General features: G+C 67.9%; 10 protein-coding genes. 7 read left to right on the forward strand and 3 right to left on the reverse strand.

From position 1 onward, the window contains the following. Positions 1-8 precede the first annotated feature (8 nt). The 6 genes from ACFC0O_RS07285 to ACFC0O_RS07310 all read left to right on the forward strand — a co-directional run bounded on the left by ACFC0O_RS07285 (position 9) and on the right by ACFC0O_RS07310 (position 17,036). Positions 9-13,364 (forward strand): amino acid adenylation domain-containing protein, encoded by a 13,356-nt coding sequence (locus ACFC0O_RS07285; RefSeq protein WP_375954602.1) that lies wholly within the window; start codon positions 9-11, stop codon positions 13,362-13,364. Then, positions 13,361-14,359: an ATP-binding cassette domain-containing protein gene (locus ACFC0O_RS07290; protein ID WP_375954603.1), complete on the forward strand. Its 999-nt coding sequence runs from the start codon at positions 13,361-13,363 to the stop codon at positions 14,357-14,359. The genes ACFC0O_RS07285 and ACFC0O_RS07290 overlap by 4 nt, the downstream gene beginning before the upstream one ends. Then, positions 14,356-15,189: an antibiotic transporter gene (locus ACFC0O_RS07295; protein WP_364630733.1), complete on the forward strand. Its 834-nt coding sequence runs from the start codon at positions 14,356-14,358 to the stop codon at positions 15,187-15,189. Before ACFC0O_RS07290 ends, ACFC0O_RS07295 begins: the two co-directional genes overlap by 4 nt. Before the next feature lies 1 nt (position 15,190). Next, positions 15,191-16,021, forward strand: a complete 831-nt coding sequence (locus ACFC0O_RS07300) for an ABC transporter permease (RefSeq protein ID WP_375954605.1) — start codon at positions 15,191-15,193, stop codon at positions 16,019-16,021. Between the two features lie 87 nt (positions 16,022-16,108). Beyond that, positions 16,109-16,621 (forward strand): peroxynitrite isomerase, encoded by a 513-nt coding sequence (locus ACFC0O_RS07305; protein ID WP_375954607.1) that lies wholly within the window; start codon positions 16,109-16,111, stop codon positions 16,619-16,621. Between the two features lie 208 nt (positions 16,622-16,829). Continuing rightward, positions 16,830-17,036 (forward strand): hypothetical protein, encoded by a 207-nt coding sequence (locus tag ACFC0O_RS07310; RefSeq protein ID WP_375954608.1) that lies wholly within the window; start codon positions 16,830-16,832, stop codon positions 17,034-17,036. 38 nt (positions 17,037-17,074) lie between these two features. On the opposite strand, the gene ACFC0O_RS07315 is transcribed toward ACFC0O_RS07310, so the two are convergent. From ACFC0O_RS07315 to ispG, 3 genes are all read right to left on the reverse strand, one after another. After that, positions 17,075-18,862 carry a penicillin-binding transpeptidase domain-containing protein gene (locus ACFC0O_RS07315; protein ID WP_375954609.1) on the reverse strand — a complete coding sequence of 596 codons (1,788 nt, stop codon included), beginning with the start codon at positions 18,860-18,862 and terminating at the stop codon, positions 17,075-17,077. Positions 18,863-18,956: 94 nt separating this feature from the next. Continuing rightward, entirely contained in the window at positions 18,957-19,820 is an 864-nt protein-coding gene (locus ACFC0O_RS07320; protein WP_364630720.1) for a GNAT family N-acetyltransferase, read from the reverse strand. Between the two features lie 69 nt (positions 19,821-19,889). Then, positions 19,890-21,023, reverse strand: a complete 1,134-nt coding sequence (gene ispG, locus ACFC0O_RS07325) for a flavodoxin-dependent (E)-4-hydroxy-3-methylbut-2-enyl-diphosphate synthase (RefSeq protein WP_375956024.1) — start codon at positions 21,021-21,023, stop codon at positions 19,890-19,892. 207 nt (positions 21,024-21,230) lie between these two features. Between ispG and ACFC0O_RS07330 the strand changes: the two genes are divergently transcribed. Continuing rightward, the gene (locus tag ACFC0O_RS07330; protein ID WP_375954611.1) at positions 21,231-21,908 is read left to right on the forward strand and encodes an endonuclease V; all 678 of its coding nucleotides are present in this window, start codon (positions 21,231-21,233) and stop codon (positions 21,906-21,908) included. The last annotated feature ends 5 nt before the right edge of the window (positions 21,909-21,913 follow it).

Raw genomic sequence — 21,913 nt, forward strand, 5'->3', positions numbered from 1 at the left:
GATGTTTCATGGTTTCCAGCTCTGCCACCTCAGCCTTCGCTCTGTCCGCTGCACAACGTGGCATCTGGTTCGCCCAGCAGCTCGCGCGTGACACCCCGATCTCCATCGCCCAGTACGTCGAACTCGCGGGCGCGGTGGATGTGGAACTGCTCGCCGACGCGGCGCGGCAGGCCGGGCGCGAATTCGGCACCGGCTATCTGCGCCTGCTCGAAATCGACGAGCTGCCTTGGCAACTCGTGGACACCACGCTCGACGACCGCATCCTCACCATCGATCTGAGTGCCGCGCCCGATCCCGATGCCGCGGCCCAGACCTGGATGCGCGCGGAGTACACCGCACCGCTCGACCTGACCCGGGACCGGCTGTGCACCGTCGCCATGCTCAAGCTGGCCGAGAACAGGTGGTTCTGGTACTCGCGCTTCCATCACATCCTGCTGGACGGGGTCGGCGCGCTCACCATGCTGCAGCGCACCTCGGAGCTGTACAACACCCGGGTGACCGGGAAGGAAGCGCCCGCGGGCAAGGCCGAACCGCTGCGCACCATCGTCGACGCCGATATCGCCTACCGGAACTCCGATCGCATCGACGCCGACCGGGAGTACTGGAAACAGCATCTGATCGGTATGGCCGAACCGGTCTACCTGGGTAAACACGCGGGCGCGGTGGACGCGCACCCGCGCCTGCTCAGCGGTGCGCTGCCGGATGAGACCGCCGCCCTGCTCGATGCCGTCACCACCGAACTGTCCACCAGTCCGGCCCCCGTCGTGGTGGCCGCCTTCGCCGCGTTCGTCGGGGCCATGACCGGCAGCGGCGAGATCGTGCTGAGTCTGCCGGTCTCCGGCCGCACCACCGCGGCGCTGCGCCGCTCGGGCGGCATGGTGGCCAATGTGGTGCCGCTGCGGCTGCATCCGTCGCCGACCGCCACGGTCGGTGAGCTGGTACGCGCCACCCAGGGTGAGCTGACCGCCGCCCTGCGCCGGCAGCGGTACCGGCAGGAGGACATCATTCGCGATCTCGGCTGGGCCATGGACGAGATCGCGGGCTTCGGGCCGACGGTGAACCTCATGCTCGCCGATACCCGCATCCGCCTGGGCGGGGTCACCGGGCAGCTGCACGTGCTGACCTCGGGACTCATCGACGATCTGTTCGTCAACGTGTACCCCGGCATCGGCGGCGAGCGCACCCATATCGACTTCCAGGCCAATCCGAACCGCTACGACGAGGCCGTGCTGACCACACTGCACGCGCGGTTCCTGACCTTCATGCACCGATTCCTGGCGGGCGGGCAGAGCGCACCGCTCGCGGGGGTGGGCACGCTCTCGGAGCAGGAGCGCGCGGAACTCGTTCCGGCACAGGGGCACAAGGGTGTCGGCGCGCGCACCCTGCCCGAGATTCTGAGCACCGGGGCGCAGCTGGATCCATCCGCCATCGCCATGCGCGCGGACGGCACCGCCTTCACCTATCGCGAGGTCACCGAGTACACCAATCGGCTGGCCCGGGTGCTCATCGAGGCGGGCGCGGGACCCGAACGGGCCGTTGCCATCTCGATTCCGCGTTCGGTCGAGTCGGTGCTGGCCATGATCGCGGTGGCGCAGACCGGGGCGGCGTTCGTGCCGATCGATCCTGGTTATCCCGTGGATCGCATCGAGCACATGCTCACCGACAGCGGCGTGGTCGCCGGGGTCACGGTGGGAGCGGTGCGCGGTGCGCTGCCGGATCGGGTGCGCTGGCTGGTGCTCGATGACGACGCGACCGGAAAGCGCATGGCCGCAGCCGATTCCGCCGATATCTCCGATGCCGATCGGCGGACGCCGGTGCGGGTGGATCAGCTCGCCTACATCATCTACACCTCCGGATCGACCGGACTGCCCAAGGGCGTCGGGGTGACCCATCGCGGGCTCGCCAATCTGGCCACCGGCTCCGGGGCCGCCTTCGGGGTGGGCTCGGATGCCGTTATGGCGCACGCGGTTTCGCCGAGTTTCGACATCTCGGTGGAGGAACTGCTTGTCGCGCTCGCGGTCGGGGCCACGGTGGCCGTGGTGCCGCCCGCCGCGTACGCGGGCGAGGAGCTGGCGCGGGTACTGCGCACCCTCGAGGTGACACATCTGAATGTGACTCCGGCCGTGGCGGGTTCGCTCGAACCCGAGACGCTGCCGCGCCTGCGCACCCTGGTGGTGGGCGGTGACGCGTGCCCGCCGGAACTGCCGGTGCGCTGGGCCGGGCGTTCGGTACTCAATGGGTACGGGCCCACCGAGACCACGGTGACCGCGACCATCAGCTCATCGCTGGTTCCCGGCGCGCCGATCACCATCGGCGTACCCGCACGCGGTGTGCGGGCCGTGGTGCTGGACCCCTGGCTGCGGCCGGTACCGCCCGGGGTGACCGGTGAGCTGTATTTGAGTGGGCCGGGCGTGGCGCGCGGATATCACCAGCGCATCGCCTTCACCGCGGAACGCTTCGTCGCCGATCCGTACGCGCCCGGTGAGCGCATGTATCGCACCGGGGATCTGGTGCGCTGGCGGCGGCGCAACGGCCGCCACGAACTGGAGTACGCCGGGCGCGGTGACACCCAGGTGAAGGTGCGCGGATTCCGCATCGAACTGGGTGAGGTCGATGCCGCGGTGGCGCGGCACGCCGGGGTGGAATCGGTGGTGACCGTGGGGGCGAGCACGCCCGGCGGGGCCACCGCGCTGGTGTCGTACGTGCTGGCGGCACCGGACGTCCCGGTCGATCCGGAGGCCGTGAAAGCCACGGTGGCACATCATCTTCCGGCGCATATGGTGCCGTCGGTGGTGATGGTGCTCGATACCTTCCCGCTCACTCCGGCGGGCAAGGTGGATCGGAAAGCGCTGCCGCAGCCGGAGTTCGGGGCGCGCACTCGCACCGGGCGGGCACCGGAGGGTGAGCGGGAACTCAAGCTCGCCGCCATCTTCGCCGAGGTGCTGGGTACGGCCGATATCGGCGCGGATGACAATTTCTTCGCACTCGGCGGCGACAGCATCATCGCGATTCAGCTGGTGGCGCGGGCCAAGACGGCCGGGCTGGCGCTGCGGGCGCGGGATGTGTTCGAGCACAAGACCATTGCCGGGCTGGCGCTGGCCGCCACCGAGGTGACCGCACCGGTGGTGCTGGAGCTGCCGGGTGGCGGCGTCGGCCGGGTGCCGCTGACACCGATCGTGTACGACATGCTCACGCACGGCGAGCACTGGCGGCGCTACGCGCAGGCGGTGCTGATCGGATTGCCGAGCGGGATGCAGCGGGCACAGCTCATTCCGGCCGTACAGGCGCTGCTCGACCGGCATGACCTGCTGCGCAGCACATTACGACAGACCACGACGGCGAGCCCCGCGACGGATGCGCCGGAACCGGCGGAGGTCGGGGACGCGGCGACACAGCCCGGGGACGACTGGGAGTGGATCGTCGGCGAGCGCGGATCGGTGCGGGCCGAGGCGCTCATCGATGTGGCTGCCGCGCCCACCGGGCGCGAGGGCGCGGCCGAGCTGGAACATGCGGCCGATCTGCTCGATCCGACCGCGGGGGTGATGGCGCGCTTCGTGCTCATCGAACGCCCCGATGCCGATCCGCTGCTGTGGATCGTGCTGCACCACCTCGTCAGCGATGGCGTCACGTGGCGAATCCTGCTGCCGGACTTGGCGACCGCCTGTGCCGGACTGGAACTGCAGCCGGTGGGCACGTCGTTCCGGCGCTGGGCGCACGGACAGCGTGAGCAGGCCGCCGAGCGAACGGCGGAACTGCCGCTGTGGCAGGAGATTCTCCGGACGCCCGATCCGGTGCTGGGCACGCGGCCGTTCGACGCGGCGGTCGACACCGTGGCCACCATGGAACAGCTACGGACCGGCATCGATGCCGAAACCTCCGCGGCGGCACTGGAACTCATTCCCGAGCGCTTCCACTGCGGCGTGGACGACGCGCTGCTGACCGCGCTGGCGCTGGCCGCGAGCCGGTGGCGCGGGACCGATCGCACCCTGCTCACCCTCGAAGGCCACGGCCGCGAGGAGGCGATCCTGCCGGGTGCGGATATCTCGCGCACCATCGGCTGGTTCACCAGCGTCTATCCGGTGGCCCTGGATCTGCGCGGGATCGATATCGACGATGCCTTCCACGGGGGTCCGGCGGCCGGGATCGCGCTCAAGGCGGTGAAGGAGCAGCTGCGCGGCATTCCCGATAAGGGTGTCGGCTTCGGCATGCTGCGGTACCTGAATGCCGATACGGCACAGTCACTTTCGGATGCGACCACACCGCAGCTCAGCTTCAACTACCTGGGCCGCACCGGCGCGGGTGGCGCGGCCGACGCCGATACTCCGTGGCTGCCCAAGTATTTCGACGCCACCAATGACGATGCCGCCCCCATGGCGGCGGTGGTCGATATCAATGCCATGCATACCGATGCCGGGCTGGAGGTGACCTGGGCGTACGCGTCCGAACTGGTCACCGCGGCGAGCGTGCGCGAATTCGCCGAGCTGTGGGCGGCGGCGCTGGCGGGGCTCACCAGCCATGCGCGGCGTGCGCTCGCGGGCGGGCACACCCCGTCGGACTTCGGGCTGGTGCCGGTCACGCAGCCGAATATCGATGCGTGGGAACGGGAATACCCGCGGCTCACCGATGTCTGGCCGCTGTCGCCTCTGCAGTACGGGCTGCTGTTCCATGCCCGCTACGACACCGATACCGCCGACGGATACACCGTGCAGACCCAGTTGAGTCTGGCGGGGCGGGTGGACGGCGCGCGGCTGCGCACCGCCGCGCAGAGCCTGCTGGATCGGCACGATGTACTGCGGGTGGTGTTCACCGAGACCGCGCAGGGGCCGCGGCAACTGCTGCTCGACGGTATCGAATTGCCTTGGCAGGAAGTGGATCTCACCGATATCGAGGACGCCGGTGAGCGCACCCGCGAGCTGGAGCGGCTGATCGCGGTCGATGCGGGCACCCGCTTCGATCTGGCCCGGCCGCCGCTGCTGCGGTTCAGCCTCATTCGCACCGCGGCCGAGGCGTACACGCTGCTCATGACCAATCACCATCTGGTGCTCGACGGCTGGTCCACGCCGCTGGTGGTGCGCGAACTGCTGGCCGGATATCTGGCCGCGATCACCGGGCAGTCCTTCACCACCGGGCCCGCGCACTCCTATCGGGAATTCCTGGCCTGGCTGGGCGAACAGGATGACGCCGCGTCCATGGCCGCCTGGACCGAGGCGCTAGCGGGCGTGGATTCGCCGACCCGGGCGGTACCGAGCCTGGCCGGTATCGCCTCCACCGAATCCGGCATGGTGACAATAGATTTCGGTCCCGAACAGCTTGCGCGGCTGGAGGGCACCGTGCGCGCGGCCGGGGCGACGGTGAACACCGCCGTGCAGACCGCATGGGCACTACTGCTGGTCATGCTCACCGGCCGCACCGATGTGGTGTTCGGCGGCACCGTCTCCGGACGGCCACCGCAACTGTCCGGGGTCGAGGAGATGGTCGGGCTCTTCATCAATACCCTGCCCGTGCGGGTGCGGCTGGATCCCGGTGAGCGCGTAGCGGATCTGCTCGCGCGGGTGCAGGACGAACAGACGCGACTGCTCGATCATCAGCATGTCGGGCTGGCGGCCATTCACCAGGCGGTGGGGCTGCCCGAACTGTTCGACACCCTCACCGTGTTCGAGTCGTATCCGATCGATCGCGAAACCCTCTCGCAGGCAATGGATATCGCCGGGATGCGGATTCTCGATGTGTCCGGCACCGATGCCACGCCGTATCCACTGAACCTCATGGTGATTCCGCAGCGCGCGGCCGACGGGGCCGAAAGTTTGCAGATCACCGTGAAATTCATGGCCGATCAGCTCTCCGAGGCCGAGGCGCGACGACTGCTTGACCGATTCGGCTATCTGCTCGACCAGATCGCCTTCGCACCGCAGCGCCGCGTGGCACAGCTCCAGCACTGCGAACCCGCCGAGCGCAGGCAACTGCTGCCGGTGCGCGGCGGTGATCCGGTGCCCATGCGCACGCTGCCCGAAATCCTCGGTGCGGGAGCGCGTGTCAATCCGGACGGTATCGCCATCAGTTCCGGCACGCTAACCATGACCTATCGCGATCTCGACGCCTGGTCCAATCGCTTCGCCCGGGTGCTGCTGCGGCGCGGGGTCGGGCGCGAGGTCTTCGTGGTGCTGGCGCTGACCCGCTCGGTGGAATCCATTGTGGCGGTGTGGGCGCTGGCCAAGACCGGCGCGGCGTTCCTGCCGCTGGATCCGAACTATCCGGTGGAGCGGATCGAGCACATCATCAGCGATTCGCGCGCGCCCATCGGGGTGACGGTGTGCGCGGTCGGTGAGACCCTGCCGGGCAGTATCGACTGGCTACTGCTAGATGATCTCAACACCATCCGCCGGGTCATGACGGTATCGGACGCACCGATCACCGATGCCGAGCGCGGCGGGCCGATCGACCTGAATCAGGTTGCCTACCTTATCTATACGTCCGGATCGACCGGTAAGCCGAAGGCCGTGCTGCTCAGTCATCGCGGACTGGCGAATCTGGCGTCCTCCCAGGAGACCTTCCTCGAACTCAATGAGGAGTGCAGTCCACTGCAGGTGGCCTCGCCCAGCTTCGACGCCTCGGTGCACGAGATGTTCATGGCACACGCCATGGGCGGGCGTCTGGTGGTCTCACCGCCGGATGTGTACGGCGGCAATGAACTCGAAGAATTGATGCGGACGCAGGGGGTGACGCACGCCGTCATCACACCGTCGGTGCTGGCCACCATGAATCCGGCCGGGCTCACCGAATTGCGGAGTCTCACCGTCGCCGGTGAGGCGTCCGGACCGGAACTGGTCGCCGACTGGTCGCCGGGTCGGCGCATGGTGAACCTCTACGGCCCAACAGAATTCAGCATCTGGGCGACCGGCCCGGGTGAGCTGCGGCCCGGTGAGCCCATCACCATCGGTGCACCCATTCGCGGTGCGGCGGCCATGGTGCTGGACACCTGGCTGCGGCCGGTGCCCGTCGGGGTCACCGGTGAGCTGTACCTGGCCGGACCGGCGCTGGCGCGCGGCTACTTCAATCGATTCGGGCTGACCGCGGCGCGTTTCGTCACCAACCCGTACGGTGCGCCCGGCACCCGCATGTACCGCACCGGCGACATGGTCCGCTGGGTGGAGATGAAGCATGACGGGGAGACTCGACTGGAGCTGGAATACCAGGGGCGCAGCGACTTCCAGGTCAAGATTCGCGGTCTGCGCATCGAACTCGGCGAGATCGATGCCGTGCTCAGTGCCGATGATCAGGTGGAATACGCGGCGACACTGGGCTGCCCGGGACCGGCCGGTCAGACCGTGCTGGTCTCGTACGTGGTCGGGCTGACGGGGCACACCCTCGATACCGAGGAACTCCGTACCCGGGTGGCCGCCGCGCTGCCCGGATATATGGTGCCGAGCTACATCATCGAACTCGACGACGTCCCGCTCACCCCGGTCGGCAAGCTGGACCGCACCGCGTTGCCCGCACCGGATTTCAGCAGCCTGCAAGAGCGCTATCTGGCCCCGCGCACAGCGGTGGAAACCGCCGTGGCCGAGGTCTTCGCCGAAGTTCTCGGCATGGACAAGGTCAGTATCGATCGCTCCTTCTTCGAGCTCGGCGGCAACTCGCTCAGCGCCACCCGGGTGATCGCGCGGATCAACTCCGCGCTCGGCGCGACCGTGGCCCTGCGCGATCTGTTCGACGCCCCCACCGCGGCCCAGCTCGCGACCCGCGTGGTCCCCGCCGGTGAGGGTTTCGGGCGGCCCATGCTCGCGGCTCGCATTCGCCCCGACCGGATTCCGCTTTCCCCCGCACAGCAGCGCATGTGGGTAATGAACCGGCTCGACCCGGCCTCGGCGGCGTACAACATCTCCGTCGCGCTTCGCTTGACCGGCGAACTCGAGGTGGACGCGCTGCGGCAGGCGGTCATCGACGTGGTGACCCGGCACGAAACCCTGCGCACCATCTACCCGGCCGATGCCGACGGTCCACGTCAGGTGGTGGTCGGAATCGATTCCGCCACACCCGACCTGACCGTCGTCGAGACCTCGGACGGCGCGCAGCTCGCCGAGCGGATCGCCGAGGTCACCGGCACCGGGTTCGACCTGACGCGGGAAGCTCCGCTCCGCGTCGGGCTGTTCCATGTCACCGGTGCGGCCGCGCCCGAGTCCGAGACGTCGCGGGTTGGCGTGGCTCCCGCTCCGAATGCTCCGAAGGCTCCGAAGGCAGACGCGCACAACGGATCCGGCGACACCTACGTCGTGGCGCTGGTGGTGCACCATGTCAGCGCGGACGGCACCTCGATGGCTCCGCTGGCCACCGATCTGATGGCGGCGTATCTCGCGCGGGTCAGCGGGGCGAGCCAGGCGCTGCCGCCGCTGCGGGTGCAGTACGCGGATTACTCGCTGTGGCAGCGGGAACTGCTCGGTGCCGAGCAGGACGCGGAATCCACCGCGGCACAGCAGCTTCGGTTCTGGAGCGAGCGGCTCGCGGCCACGCCGGATGTGCTGGAGCTGCCCACCGATCGGCCGCGACCGGCGGCGCAGACCATGCGCAGTGCCGACCTGCCGTTCACGGTGCGGCCCGAAACGCACAGCGCCCTGACCACTTTGGCGACCGAGAACGAATCCAGCCTGTTCATGGTGGTGCACGCCGCGCTCGCGGTGCTGTTGGCCCGGCTGTCGGGAACACCGGATGTGCTGATCGGCACCGCCGTGGCGGGGCGCGGCGATGCCGCGCTCGACGATCTGGTCGGCATGTTCGTCAACACCTTGGCGCTGCGTACCCCGGTCGATCCGGGCCTCGGTTTCCGCGAATTCCTCGCTGCCGTGCGGACTTCGGATCTCGATGCCTTCGCCAATGCCGATGTGCCGTTCGAACGCCTGGTGCAGGTGCTCGATCCCCCGCGCTCGACCGCGCATCATCCGCTGTTCCAGGTATCGCTGTCGCTACAGAACTTCAGCCTGCCCGCGTTGGAATTCCCGGGGCTGCGGGTGACGGTCGAGCCGTTCGACCGGGATACCTCGCAGTTCGATCTGACCTTCGATCTGCGCGATCCCCATGCGGGCTCGGCTCCGGCGGGGCTCGAGGGCACGCTCACCTACGCCACCGACCTGTTCGATCGGACCACCGCCGCGCAGTTGATCGCACGCTGGGAGCAGCTGCTCGAGGCGATCACCGCCGATCCGGATATCCGCATCTCCGATATCGATCTACTCGGGGCGGGTGAGCGCGCCGCACTGGTGCCGCTGCGTGGACCACGCGGCGGGGAGACCGGCACACTGGCCGACTTGCTCACCACCGCATCGGCTTTCCACCCCGAACGGCCCGCGATCATCGCGGACGGGCGCACCATCACCTACGGGGAGTTCGAGGACGCCGCCGAAGAGTTGGCCGCGCGGCTGGCGCAGGCCGGGGCGGGGGTGGAAACCGTGGTGGCGCTGGCGGTCTCGCGCAGTGCCGAGCTGCTGGTCGCACTGCTGGCCACCGCCAAGACCGGTGCGGCCTTCCTGCCGATCGATCCGCGCCATCCGCTGGACCGCATCGATCACATGCTGACCGACTCCGGGGCGGTGCTGGGCATCACCACCGCCGCGCACCGGGCGGTCCTGCCCGACACCGTCTTCTGGCTGCCCCTGGATCCGATCGGCGAACGGAACGACACCGGCGGCTGGGGTGCATCCGAATCACGCTGGGCCGCCATCGAATCCGGCTGGTATTCGACAGACCGTGAGATCCATCCGGATCATCCGGCCTGGCTCATCTACACCTCCGGCTCGACCGGTACGCCCAAGGGCGTCGCGGTCTCGCATCGCGGTATCGCCGATCTCGTGCGCGCACAGCAGCATATGCTCGGGCTCAACGCGAACTCGCGGGTATTACAGGTCGCCTCACCGAGTTTCGACGCCTCCGCGTTCGAGGCGCTCATGGCCTTCGGTTCCGGCGGCACCGCGGTGGTCGCACCACCCGATGTATTCGGCGGTGACGCGCTGGCCGAACTCATCGCGGCGCAGCGAGTCACGCACCTGGTGATCACGCCGTCGGCGCTGGCCACCATGGACCCGGCGGCGGTTCCCAGTGTGCGGGTGCTCGCGGTCGCGGGTGAGGCCATCGGACCGGATCTGGTGAGCCGGTGGGCGTCGGGCCGCATGCTGGTGAACCTGTACGGCCCGACCGAATTCACCATCTGGGCAACGACTTCCGATCCACTGCGCGCGGATCAGCCGGTCACCATCGGGCATCCGATTCGCGGTGCGGCGACCCTGGTGCTCGATGATCGGCTGCGGCCGGTGCCGCTCGGTGTGGCCGGTGAGCTGTATCTCGCAGGTCCGGCGCTTGCGCGCGGGTATCACGCGCGGCCCGGACTCACCTCGGCGCGCTTCGTCGCCAATCCCTACGGGGTGCGGGGCGAGCGCATGTATCGCACCGGCGATCTGGTGCGCTGGACCGGTGCGCTGACCGCGCCCCGGCTGGAGTACCTGGGCCGCACCGACTTCCAGGTGAAGGTACGCGGTCAGCGCATCGAACTCGGCGAGATCGACGCGGTGCTGAACCGCGCCGAGAACGTGGAATTCGCGGTGACACTGGGTGTTCCGGGTCCGGGTGGGGCGACGGCGCTGGCCGCCTACCTGCTGCCCGAACCGGGTGCCACGCTCGATATCGCGGCGGTGCGCGCCCATGCGGCCGACGCGCTGCCCGGCTATATGGTCCCGTCGGCCTTCGTGGTGCTGGACGCCATCCCGCTCAACGCGGTCGGCAAACTCGATCGAAAGGCGCTGCCGGAGCCGGTTTTCGAGGCCGAGACGGAATACCGCGCACCCACCACCGCGACCGAGACCGCGCTCGCCGCCATCGTGGCGGAGCTGCTCGGACGCGATCGGGTGGGCGTACACGATTCGTTCTTCGCCCTGGGCGGCGACAGTATTCTCGCGATCCAGCTGGTGTCCCGGGCACGACTGCACGGACTCGAGCTCACCCCGTTGCAGATCTTCGAACATCGCACGGTGGCGGCCCTGGCCGCGCTCGCCGATGAGGCGGGCGAGACCGTGGTCCTCGAGGAACTGCCCGGCGGCGGTGTCGGTGAATTCCCGCTGACGCCGATCATGCGCTGGATGCTCGAGCGCGGCGGCGACTTCAACCGCTTCGCGCAGACGGCCGTACTGGAGATGCCCGCCGGCATTACCCGCGAACAGGTGGTCGCCACCGTCGGCGCGGTGGTCGATCAGCACGATATGTTGCGCGCCCGCCTGCGCGAGGAGGACGGTGCGTGGTGGCTGGAGACCCGGGAACCCGGTGCGGTCGACGTGGACGCACTGCTCTACCGGGTGGAATTCGATGCCGCGGGCAGCTCCGAACTGCGCGAGTACGCCCGGACCGAGCTCGATTCGGCCATGAGCCGGCTCGATCCGGCCGCCGGGACGCTGCTGCAATTGGTGTGGCTGGACCCGGCCGGACCGACCGGTCGCTCCGGAAGATTGATCCTGGTGGCCCACCATCTCGTAATAGATGGTGTGTCCTGGCGAATCCTGATTCCCGATCTGATCGCCGCCTGGGCTCAGATCTCCGGTGGTGCGGAGCCCATGCTCCCCGCCACGGGGACCTCCATGCGCCGATGGGCGCACGCCCTGCACGAGGAGGCGTACAGCGCTACCCGCGTCGCCGAACTCGCGCACTGGCGTGAGCTGGCCGCCACACCGGATCCACTCATCGGCCGCCGCGAACTCGATCCGGGCATCGATCAGGTGCACACCGTGCGCGCGGTCGATGTGGAAGCGGACGCCGAGGTGACCAACGCCCTGCTCACCACGCTGCCCGCGCTCTTCGGCGGCAGTGTGGAGGACGCGCTGCTGACCACCCTCGCACTCGCCGTCCGGCGCTGGCGCACCCGGTCCGATGAGGAATCGGTACTGCTGCGCATGGAAGGCCACGGCAGACAGCAGGAGATCATTCCCGGCGCGGACCTGTCCCGCACCATGGGCTGGTTCACCACACTGTATCCGGTGCGGCTGAACCTGCCCGATATCGATATCGACGATGCCATCGACGGCGGCCCGGCCATGGGCGACGCCATTCGCGCGGTGAAGCATCAACTGCTGGCGATACCGGACAGGGGCATCGGCTTTGGACAGCTGCGGTACCTGAACCAGGACACCGCGGCCCAACTGCCGCAACGGGTTCCGGGCCGGATCGGCTTCAACTATCTGGGCCGCTACGCCACCGCCGATATCCCGGCCGGATTGGAAGGGCTCGGCTGGCTGCCCACCGAGGAATTCGGCGATCTGCACGCCACCGAACATCCCGAGGTGCCGGTGACCACCGAGATCGAGATCAACGCGGTGGTGTCGGGCGATCGGCTACAGGCCACCTTCACCTATCCCGGCACGCTGCTCACCCGGGCGCGGGTCGCCACCCTGGCCTGGCTGTGGATCGAAGCCCTCACCGCCGCAGCGCGTTTCGCCGAAACGCCGGAGGCCAAGATCGCGGCCGAGGCCGAACAGCGCTACCTGGAGGAACAGGCGCTCGCGGCACTGGCTGCCGCACAACCGGATTCGACGCCGGGACTCGGCCTGGACGTGGTGCTGCCCATTCGCCCCGGCGGTGATCAGCCCGCGCTGTTCTGCATCCACCCGTCCTCCGGCATCGCCTGGACCTATCTGGGCCTGGCCGAACTGCTGCGGCCCGGACGACCCATCTACGGTTTGCAGGCCCCCGACCTGTCCGGGGAACCGCACGCCCGCAGCATCGACGATTTCGCCGAGCGCTATGCCCGCGAAATCCGCCGCCTGCAACCCGAAGGCCCGTACCACCTGCTCGGCTGGTCCTTCGGCGGGCTCATCGCGCATGCCGTCGCGGCGAAACTGAAGGCGGCGGGCGCGGAGATCGGCGTGCTCACCCTGCTCGACGCCGACCACACCGATATCGACGGCGACAGCATCGAAAGGCTCACCGCCGGTTCATTCGTCGCCGCCTTCGGCTCGGTCTTCGGAATCACCGATATGCCCGCCGAGGCCACAGCGCAGGAGGCCGCCGATCTCATTCGCGAACGCATGGGCGGGGTTTCGCTGGTCGACGCGCTCACCCTGGAACGCATGGCGGCCTCCTACAACGCCTCCGCCCGCACCCGCACCGGCTATCAACGACCCGTATTCCACGGTGACGCACTGTATTTCAGTGCCACCGCGGAGCAGTCGGACATCTTCGGGCCGACCGGCTGGCGACCCTGGATCACCGGCCGCATCACCAACCACGACATCGAAGTCGGCCACGAGGAGTTGACCGCGCCGCACGCGCTCGCGGAAATCGCCCGGGTCCTGGACGAACACCTTCTCGACGAACACCTGGGAGAACAACCGTGACCACCACCGACAGCGCGGCCGACGGCGTCATCGTCGAAGGCGTCGAGAAATCCTTCGGAGCCGTGAAAGCATTGCGCGGCATCACCTTCAAGGCCGCACCCGGCGAGGTGCTCGGCATCCTCGGACCCAACGGGGCGGGTAAGACCACCACCGTCAATATCCTGTCCACGCTCATCGCACCCGATGCCGGGCGCGCGTCCGTGGCCGGACACGATGTCACCACCGAGGCCGCCGAGGTGCGCCGCAGCATCATGCTCACCGGCCAATTCGCCGCCCTCGACGACGCGTTGAGCGGATACGAGAACCTGGTCATGTTCGGGCGACTGATGGGACTACGCAAACGCGCCGCCCGCGGCCGCGCCGATGAACTCATCTCCGAATTCGATCTCAGCGCCGCCGCCACCCGCCGGGTCGGCACCTACTCCGGCGGTATGCGACGGCGCATCGATATCGCCTGCGGACTGGTGGTGCGGCCCGAGGTGGTATTCCTGGACGAACCCACCACCGGACTGGATCCCCGCAGCCGCCAAGGAGTGTGGGATCTGGTCGGCGGCTTCCGCAAACACGGCATCACCACCCTGCTCACCACCCAGTACCTCGAAGAGGCCGACGCACTCTGCGATCGGATCATCGTCATCGACCACGGCGTCGTCATCGCCAGCGGCACCGCCGATGAACTCAAGGCCCGCACCGGCGGCAGCTACTGCGAGATCGTGCCGCTGCGCATTCAGGAACTGCCCGCCATCGCCGAGGCGCTCGGCGATCTGTTCCCGGACGCCAACCGCGACGCACTGCTCAGCGGTGATGTGGACCGGCTCGCCATCCCCGCACCCGAAGGCGCGAAAACCCTCGCCGAGGCATTGCGCCGACTCGACAGCGCCGGAATGGAATTGGTGGATATCGCACTGCGCCGCCCCTCGCTGGACGAGGTATTCCTTTCTCTCACCGGACATCTCACCGAGAAGTCCGACACCGATGAACAGGGCCGGTCATGACCGCCGTGGCCGCCAGCCGGGACGCCTGGCTCACCAGCGTCCGCGCCACCCCGGACACGCTGCGGCAGTGGTGGGTGCTCACCGTGCGGCTCATCGTGCCCGCCATCACCACCGGTGAGATGATCACCGCGGTGCTCGCGCCGATCACCTTCACCGCCAGCTTCTACATCCCGCTCAATCGCGTAATGACCTTCGCCGGAACGGGATTCAGCAGTTACGCGCAGTTCATGGCACCGATCGTCATCCTCCAGGCCGCGGCGTTCACCGCCATCTCGGCCGCCTTCCGGGCCGCCACCGATATGGTCTCCGGACTCGACCGGCGCTTCGACGCCATGCCCATGCATCCGCTCATCCCGACCGCGGCGCGCATGTCCGCCAATGCCTTCCGCATGGTGGTGGGCCTGGCCTCGGCGCTGGTGAGCATTCATTTCATCGGCTTCCACTTCCACGCGGGCACCGCCAACACCATCGGATTCCTGGCGTTCGCCATGCTCATCGGCATCGCCTTCAGCCTCGGCGCGGATGTCATCGGCACCGTCACCAAGAGTCCGGAGGCCACCACGCAGATGCTGGTGCTACCGCCGCTGATTCTCGGCATGCTCTCCACCGGGCTCGCGCCCGCCACCCAATTCCCGCACTGGGTACAGGCTTTCGTGCGCAATCAACCGGTCTCGCAATTCGCCTACGGGCTGCGCGCCCTGGGCGGTGACACCCGCGGCAATGCCGGTGCGGTCACCTGGTCCCTGATGACACCGCCGCTGCTGTGGGCCGCGGCCATCATCGTGGTCTCGCTGTACTTCACCGTCCGGCTGAATACGAAGAGGTCGTGACATGTCCGTCGAAACCACCCTCGCCGAACGCGATACCACCGATTTCATCCGCGTCCGGGAAGCCTCGGCCCCGGCGCTGCTGCGGCACACCTGGATTCAGACCCAGCGCCTGCTGCTGCGCTGGGCACGCGATCCGATCACGCTGTTGGAGACGCTGATCGTCCCGTGCCTGCTGCTGCTCATGCTCAATATCGTTGTCGGCAGCCAGATTCAGAAGTTCTCCGGGCACAGCGCGCTGTACGGGTCCACCCCGATGGTGACACTGGTCGGCGCGCTGTCGGGCACCGTGGCCAGCGGCGTCATGCTCGGGCGCGAACGCGATGCCGGACTGCTCGCGCGGTTCTGGGTGCTGCCGGTGCATCGCGGGTCCGGGCTCGCGGCGCGAATTCTGGCCGAGGGCTGCCGCATCTTCTGCGGGACCATCATCATCATCGCGTTCGGCATGCTGCTCGGCTTCCGCTTCCACGAGGGTCCGCTGGCCGCGTTCGCGTTCCTTTGGCTGCCGGTGCTGTTCGGGCTGGCCTTCGCCACCATGGTCACCGCGATCGCGGTGTTCACCGCCAAGTCCACCCTGGTCGAGGGCGTGGCGCTGCTGTCCTCGCTGCTGATGTTCTTCAGTACCGGCTTCGTCCCGCTGGGCGCGTACCCCAATTGGATTCAACCGGTGGTGCGCAATCAGCCGATGTCGGTGGCGGTGGACTCCATGCGCGCGCTGGCCGAGGGCGGCGCACTGGCCCGGCCGCTCCTGCTCACGGTGCTCTGGTCGGTCGCCATGATCATCGTCTTCGCCGTCCCCGCCGCCTATGGTTATCGCCGGGCAAGCCGCCGCTGAGCGGCGAAATGTCCTGATCCAGACCCCTTTCCGGAAATACCCGCGACCCGGCGCGCCGACCGGCAGCCGGAGCGGGCCCGGCGCACTATGCTGGCCGCCGTGCTCGAACCCCAATCACCCATCGCGCCCCACCCGGATATCGCACACCTCGCGCCACTGCTCGGCACCTGGCGCGGCCGCGGACAGGGTGAGTACCCGACGATCGAGACCTTCGATTATCTGGAGGAAGTGCACTTCGGCCATGTCGGCCGGCCCTTCCTCACCTATCGCCAGCGCACCCGCGCCGCCGACGGCAGCCGCCCGATGCACAGCGAGACCGGATACCTGCGCGCGCTGCCGGACGATCGGGTCGAGCTGATCCTGGCGCATCCGACCGGTATCACCGAGATCTGCGAGGGCAGCCTGGTCGCCGATGACGAGGGCTTGCGCATCGAACTCGATTCGACGACCATCGGGCGCAGCTCCAGCGCCAAATCCGTGACGGCACTGGGCCGTAGCATCACCCTGGCCGGTGACACCCTCAGCTACACGCTGCGCATGGCGGCGGTGGAGCAACCGCTGCAGCATCACCTCGCGGCGGACTTACACCGGGAGAATTAGCGGATTTCTTTCACGTCCAACACCACGGTGACCTGGCGCACTTTGTTTCGACAAGTGTGCGGGATCACTCTTACGGGTTGCGTCCTATATGTCCGCCGGATTACCGTTTCTTTCGTTGGCAAACAGTCAGCCAACCCTCATGAGCACCGGCTATCCGAAACTGACCGTTCGGGTGGCCACACTCATCCCCTAAACAAGGGAGTTGGACATGAAACGTTCGGCACTCCTGCTACTCACCACCGCGGGCATGATCCTCGCCGGAGCCGCGGTCACGGAACTTCTCGGCGACGCCTCCACCGCCGGACCCCCCACCGGGCAAACGCTCGCCGCGCAGCGCTATGTCACCGATACCGCCCTGGGGGAGATTCAGCCATCCGCCTGCGTGCACATCACGCGCACGCCGGCCGATCGCTGAGTCCGCCACCCCGGCCGCTCGACACCCCGCGGGAGGGCTCAATACCCCGCAGGCAGAGCGGTGAGCATATCCCTGGTCACCGCCACCGCATTGTCGGAACTGCCACCGCGCACCACCAGCGTCGCGAACGCCATATCACCGCGATAACCGATGAACCAGGCGTGTGAACCACCCTCCACCTCGGCCTCACCGGTTTTGCCGTAGACCTCGCCCTGATCGGCGATGCGCTCGGCGGTGCCACCGAGCACCACCTTGCGCATCATCAGCCGCAGTCCATTGATCACCTCGGGCGTCAGTGCCGGGCGATCGCCCTTGATCTCGGTCGGATGATTCGAGATCAGATACGGCACCGGCGCCGCACCGTTCGCGACCGTGGCCGCCACCATGGCCAGGCCGAACGGGCTCACCAGCACCTTGCCCTGACCGATACCGTCCTCGGCGCGCTGCACCAGATCATCGTCCTGCGGCACCGAACCCGACACCGTGGGCAGACCCACCACGGTGTAGTCCGGGCCGATGCCCAGCGCGGCCGCGGCCGTGCGCAGATCCTCCCCGCCCAACTCCGAGGCGATCCGCGCGAACGCGGTATTGCAGGAGCGCTCATAGGCGGTGGCCATCGGCACATCGCCGACGCTGAAGAGGTTGTAGTTGGGAATCGTGCGGTCCCCCACCACAATCTGACTCGGGCACGGCACCACCGTGTCCGGGGTGGCATTGCCCGCGGTCATGGCGGCGGCCGCGGTGACCGTCTTGAAGGTCGAGCCCGGCGGATACAGACCCGAGGCGGCGACCGGACCGTCGGCATCGGCGGCCTCGTTCTGCGCGATGGCCAGAATCGCGCCCGTGGAGGGTTGCAGCACCACCATCATGGCCTGGTCCTCGCGCAGGTCCACCGCCCGCTGCGCGGCATTCTGGATATTGCGATCCACGCTCAGCGAGAACGACGGCGAGGTCTGCGGCTCCACCTCCTTGAGCACATCGGTGTCACCGCCATTGGCGTTGACGGTCACCACATTCCAGCCCGCCTTACCGTCCACCTCGTCGATGACGGTCTTGCGGATCTGGGTGAGCAGATCGGGGGCGAAGGTGCGATCGGTGGGCACCAGATCCCACTGCCGGCCGAAGCTGACACCGGACAGACCGACCAGATCATTGCTCACCTGCTGGTACTCCCATTCCGAGAGCACCTCGACGGTGTAGCCGCCGTCGGCCTTGCGGGCGGCGGCGAGAATGCCCTCCGGGGTGAGGCGTTCGTCGAACTGCCGCAGGGCATTCGCCAGCGCGGCGCTCACCGCGACCGGGTTCGAGGACGCGCCGCGATTGAACACCACGCGATAGACAGCGCCCGGCACCAGCACATCACTGCCGGAGCGCTCGTTCACCCTGGCCCGGGGCGCGGGGATGGAGCGCAATTGCAAAGTTTGCGTATTGCCCAGCTGCGGATGGATATTCGCCGAGGTCCAGCGCACCGACCACTTGCCCTCACTGCGGCCCATCTGCAATTGGCCGCTGTAGGACCAGACCCGATCCTTGGGCAGCCGCCACTCGTAGCTGTAGTCGACGGTGGCGGTGTCACCGGTGACGCGGGTATCGCCGGTATGCGCGACGAGCTGTTCGGCCTGTAGCTGATCCCACGCCGAATTCAGTGCGGGAGCGGCCTTTTCGGGCTGACTGGTGAGGTCGGCGGCCGTGGCGACCTCATGCTCGGCGAAGGCTTGCAGGAAGGCGTCGGCGGTTTGCACCGGTCCCTGCGGACCCGACGAGCAACCCACCGCGGCAACCGAGATCGCGGCGGCGATCAGCATGGTGAAGACCCGTGTGGACATCGGCACAGATAGTAGAGCCAACTATTGGCAAACACGCTCGACACACTGGGGCCGAACAGTTTTCACTGAAACATCACAAGATCACAGGGTCGGTTCAGTCGAGCAGCACTGTCGCGAATGTCGCGATCTGCCGGAAGCCGACCTTCGCGTAGGCGCGGCGAGCGACCTCGTTGTAGCAGTTCACGTACAGACTCGCGGTACGACCGGACGCCACAACGACATTCGCGACCGCGGCCGTACCCGAGGTGCCGACGCCGATTCCGCGATGTTCGGGATGCACCCAGACACCCTGGATCTGACCGGTGCGCCGGGACAACGCGCCCACCTCGGCCTTGAAGACGACCTCACCGTCCTCGAAACGCGCCCAGGCCCGGCCGGATTCGATCAGGCCCGCCACCCGGCGGCGATAGCTGCGGCCACCGTCCCCGGCGCGCGGATCGACGCCGATCTCCTCGGTGAACATGGCCACCGCGGCGACCAGATAGCGGTCCAGCTCCTCCGGACGCACCCGTCGCACCCGGAGATCGGGCGCGACGGTCGCGGTCTTGTCCAGAGCCAGCAGCGGTTGATCGGCGCGCAATTCCCGCGCCGGACCCCAGTGCTCACTGAGCTGCTCCCACAGCGGCAGCGCCAATTCGCGGCGGCCCACCACCGACGAGCACGCGCGCGGACCGCGCACCGCCCGCTCGGCGAAGGCCCGTAGATCGGCCCGGCCGCCGCGCAGCGGCACCAGATTCGCACCCGAGAAGCACAGCGAGGTACCCGGCCCGCCGCGACTCCACAGTTCGCCGTACGCGCCGCGGGAGTCGAGCCCGTACTCCTGGAGCCGGGCCGCCACCATGCAACTCGCCACCGGATCGGCGTCGAGGACGCGTAAAACCTGTGTCAGATCGCGGTTCGCGAGCTGTTGGGCTCCGGAGTTCTTGCTCCGGCGAGTCGGCTCCAGCACACTCCGCACGTTCACAGCCTGCCAGAACTTCTCAAAACGTGCCGCACTATCGCCGTTGGCCGCGCGTCGACCTGGGGTTTATCCGGCGCTGACGACGGGAGAACCGGTTCCGGCGGCCTCACCCATCTCCTCGGCGATGCGCATGGCCTCCTCGATCAGGGTCTCGACGATGAGGTGTTCGGGCACGGTCTTGATGACCTCGCCCTTGACGAAGATCTGACCGCGACCATTACCGGAGGCCACACCCAGATCGGCCTCGCGGGCCTCACCCGGACCGTTCACGACACAGCCCATAACGGCCACGCGCAGCGGCACTTCCATACCCTCGAGGCCCGCGCTGACGGCGTTGGCCAGGGTGTAGACATCGACCTGGGCACGACCGCAGGACGGGCAGGAGACGATCTCCAACTTGCGCGGGCGCAGGTTCAGCGATTGCAGAATCTGATCGCCGACCTTGATCTCCTCGGCCGGCGGGGCGGACAGCGAGACGCGAATGGTGTCGCCGATGCCTTCCGATAGCAGCGCGCCGAACGCCACCGCGGACTTGATGGTGCCCTGGAAGGCCGGACCGGCCTCGGTGACACCCAGGTGCAGCGGGTAATCGGACTGCGCGGCCAGCTGGCGGTACGCCTCCACCATCACGACCGGGTCATTGTGCTTGACCGAGATCTTGATATTGCCGAAGCCGTGATCCTCGAACAGGCTGGCCTCCCACAGCGCCGACTCCACGAGGGCCTCGGGGGTGGCCTTGCCGTACTTCTCCAGCATGCGCTTATCCAGCGAACCGGCGTTGACGCCGATGCGAATCGGGATGCCCGCGGCGGCGGCGGCCTTGGCGACCTCGCCGACGCGGCCGTCGAACTCCTTGATATTGCCCGGATTCACCCGCACCGCAGCACATCCCGCGTCGATGGCGGCGAAGATGTACTTGGGCTGGAAGTGGATATCGGCGATGACGGGAAGCTTCGACTTCTTGGCAATGATCGCGAGCGCGTCCGCATCCTCCTGACGCGGGCACGCGACGCGCACGATGTCACAGCCGGACGCGGTGAGTTCCGCGATCTGCTGCAGGGTGGCGTTCACGTCGTGGGTTTTGGTGGTGGTCATGGACTGCACGGAAATCGGGAATTCGCTACCGACGCCGACCTTGCCCACCATCAACTGACGGGTCTTGCGCCGGGGCGCGAGGACTGCCGCGGGTGCGGCGGGCATCCCCAATGCGATGGCACTGCTCACGATCAGTTGCCTACTTTCGTCTTGTGCTCACCCGTTCCGGTCCCGAGCTTACCGAGGCACGGATACCGGTCGCCCTGTGACGGCGGCGACAAGGGTACCTGCGCCCGGGCAGCGGCTCGGATTCGGGCCGGGGCCTACAGGTTGTATTCGTTGCAGAGGGCGAGAAGGTATACGTTTCGAAAAGTGAAGGTAGCGAACATCGATCCCTGGCCGCGTTCAGCCGAAGACGCGATGGCGCTGCAAGATCGACTGCGCGACCGGATCATCGCGAGCAACCCCGCAGCGCCGGACTTTCGCACGATCGCGGGACTGGATTCAGCCTACGACGATGACGGCAATGTGGTCGCGGCCATAGTCGTGCTGGACGCGGAAACGTTGGAGACCGTGGCGACCGCGACCGCGCGGGGAACCACCGATTTTCCGTATGTTCCGGGCCTGCTGGCCTTCCGCGAATTGCCCACCACGCTGGAGGCGTTCGAAAACCTCGGCGTCACACCGGATCTCATTATCTGCGACAGTCAGGGGCTGGCGCATCCGCGACGGTTCGGGTTCGCCTGCCATATCGGGCTGCTCGCCGGGATACCGACGCTCGGGGTGGCCAAGAACGCCTGGGGCGAGTACGGGACGCCCGGGGCCGAACGCGGGTCGTGGACCGATATCCGCATCGACGGCGAGGTGGTGGGGCGGGCGCTGCGCACTCGCAGCAACGTCAAACCGGTATTCGTGTCGGTGGGGCATCTCATCGATATCGACACCGCCTGCGCACAGGTGCTTTCACTCACACCCGAATTCCGGCAGCCCGAGACCACCCGGCGCGCGGACCGGCTGTGCCGTCAGCTGCTCGGTGAGCTGACGGCCTGAACCCG

Origin of the sequence: Nocardia sp. NPDC056100 (genome assembly GCF_042266325.1) — a bacterium.
Taxonomy (GTDB): Bacteria; Actinomycetota; Actinomycetes; order Mycobacteriales; family Mycobacteriaceae; genus Nocardia.

Coding starts and splice junctions, on each gene's coding strand:
- ACFC0O_RS07305 (WP_375954607.1), top strand. CDS start 16,109: ATGCTGGCCGCCGTGCTCGAACCCCAATCACCCATCGCGCCCCACCCG.
- ACFC0O_RS07310 (WP_375954608.1), top strand. CDS start 16,830: ATGAAACGTTCGGCACTCCTGCTACTCACCACCGCGGGCATGATCCTC.
- ACFC0O_RS07315 (WP_375954609.1), bottom strand. CDS start 18,862: ATGTCCACACGGGTCTTCACCATGCTGATCGCCGCCGCGATCTCGGTT.
- ispG (WP_375956024.1), bottom strand. CDS start 21,023: ATGCCCGCCGCACCCGCGGCAGTCCTCGCGCCCCGGCGCAAGACCCGT.
- ACFC0O_RS07300 (WP_375954605.1), top strand. CDS start 15,191: ATGTCCGTCGAAACCACCCTCGCCGAACGCGATACCACCGATTTCATC.
- ACFC0O_RS07285 (WP_375954602.1), top strand. CDS start 9: ATGGTTTCCAGCTCTGCCACCTCAGCCTTCGCTCTGTCCGCTGCACAA.
- ACFC0O_RS07295 (WP_364630733.1), top strand. CDS start 14,356: ATGACCGCCGTGGCCGCCAGCCGGGACGCCTGGCTCACCAGCGTCCGC.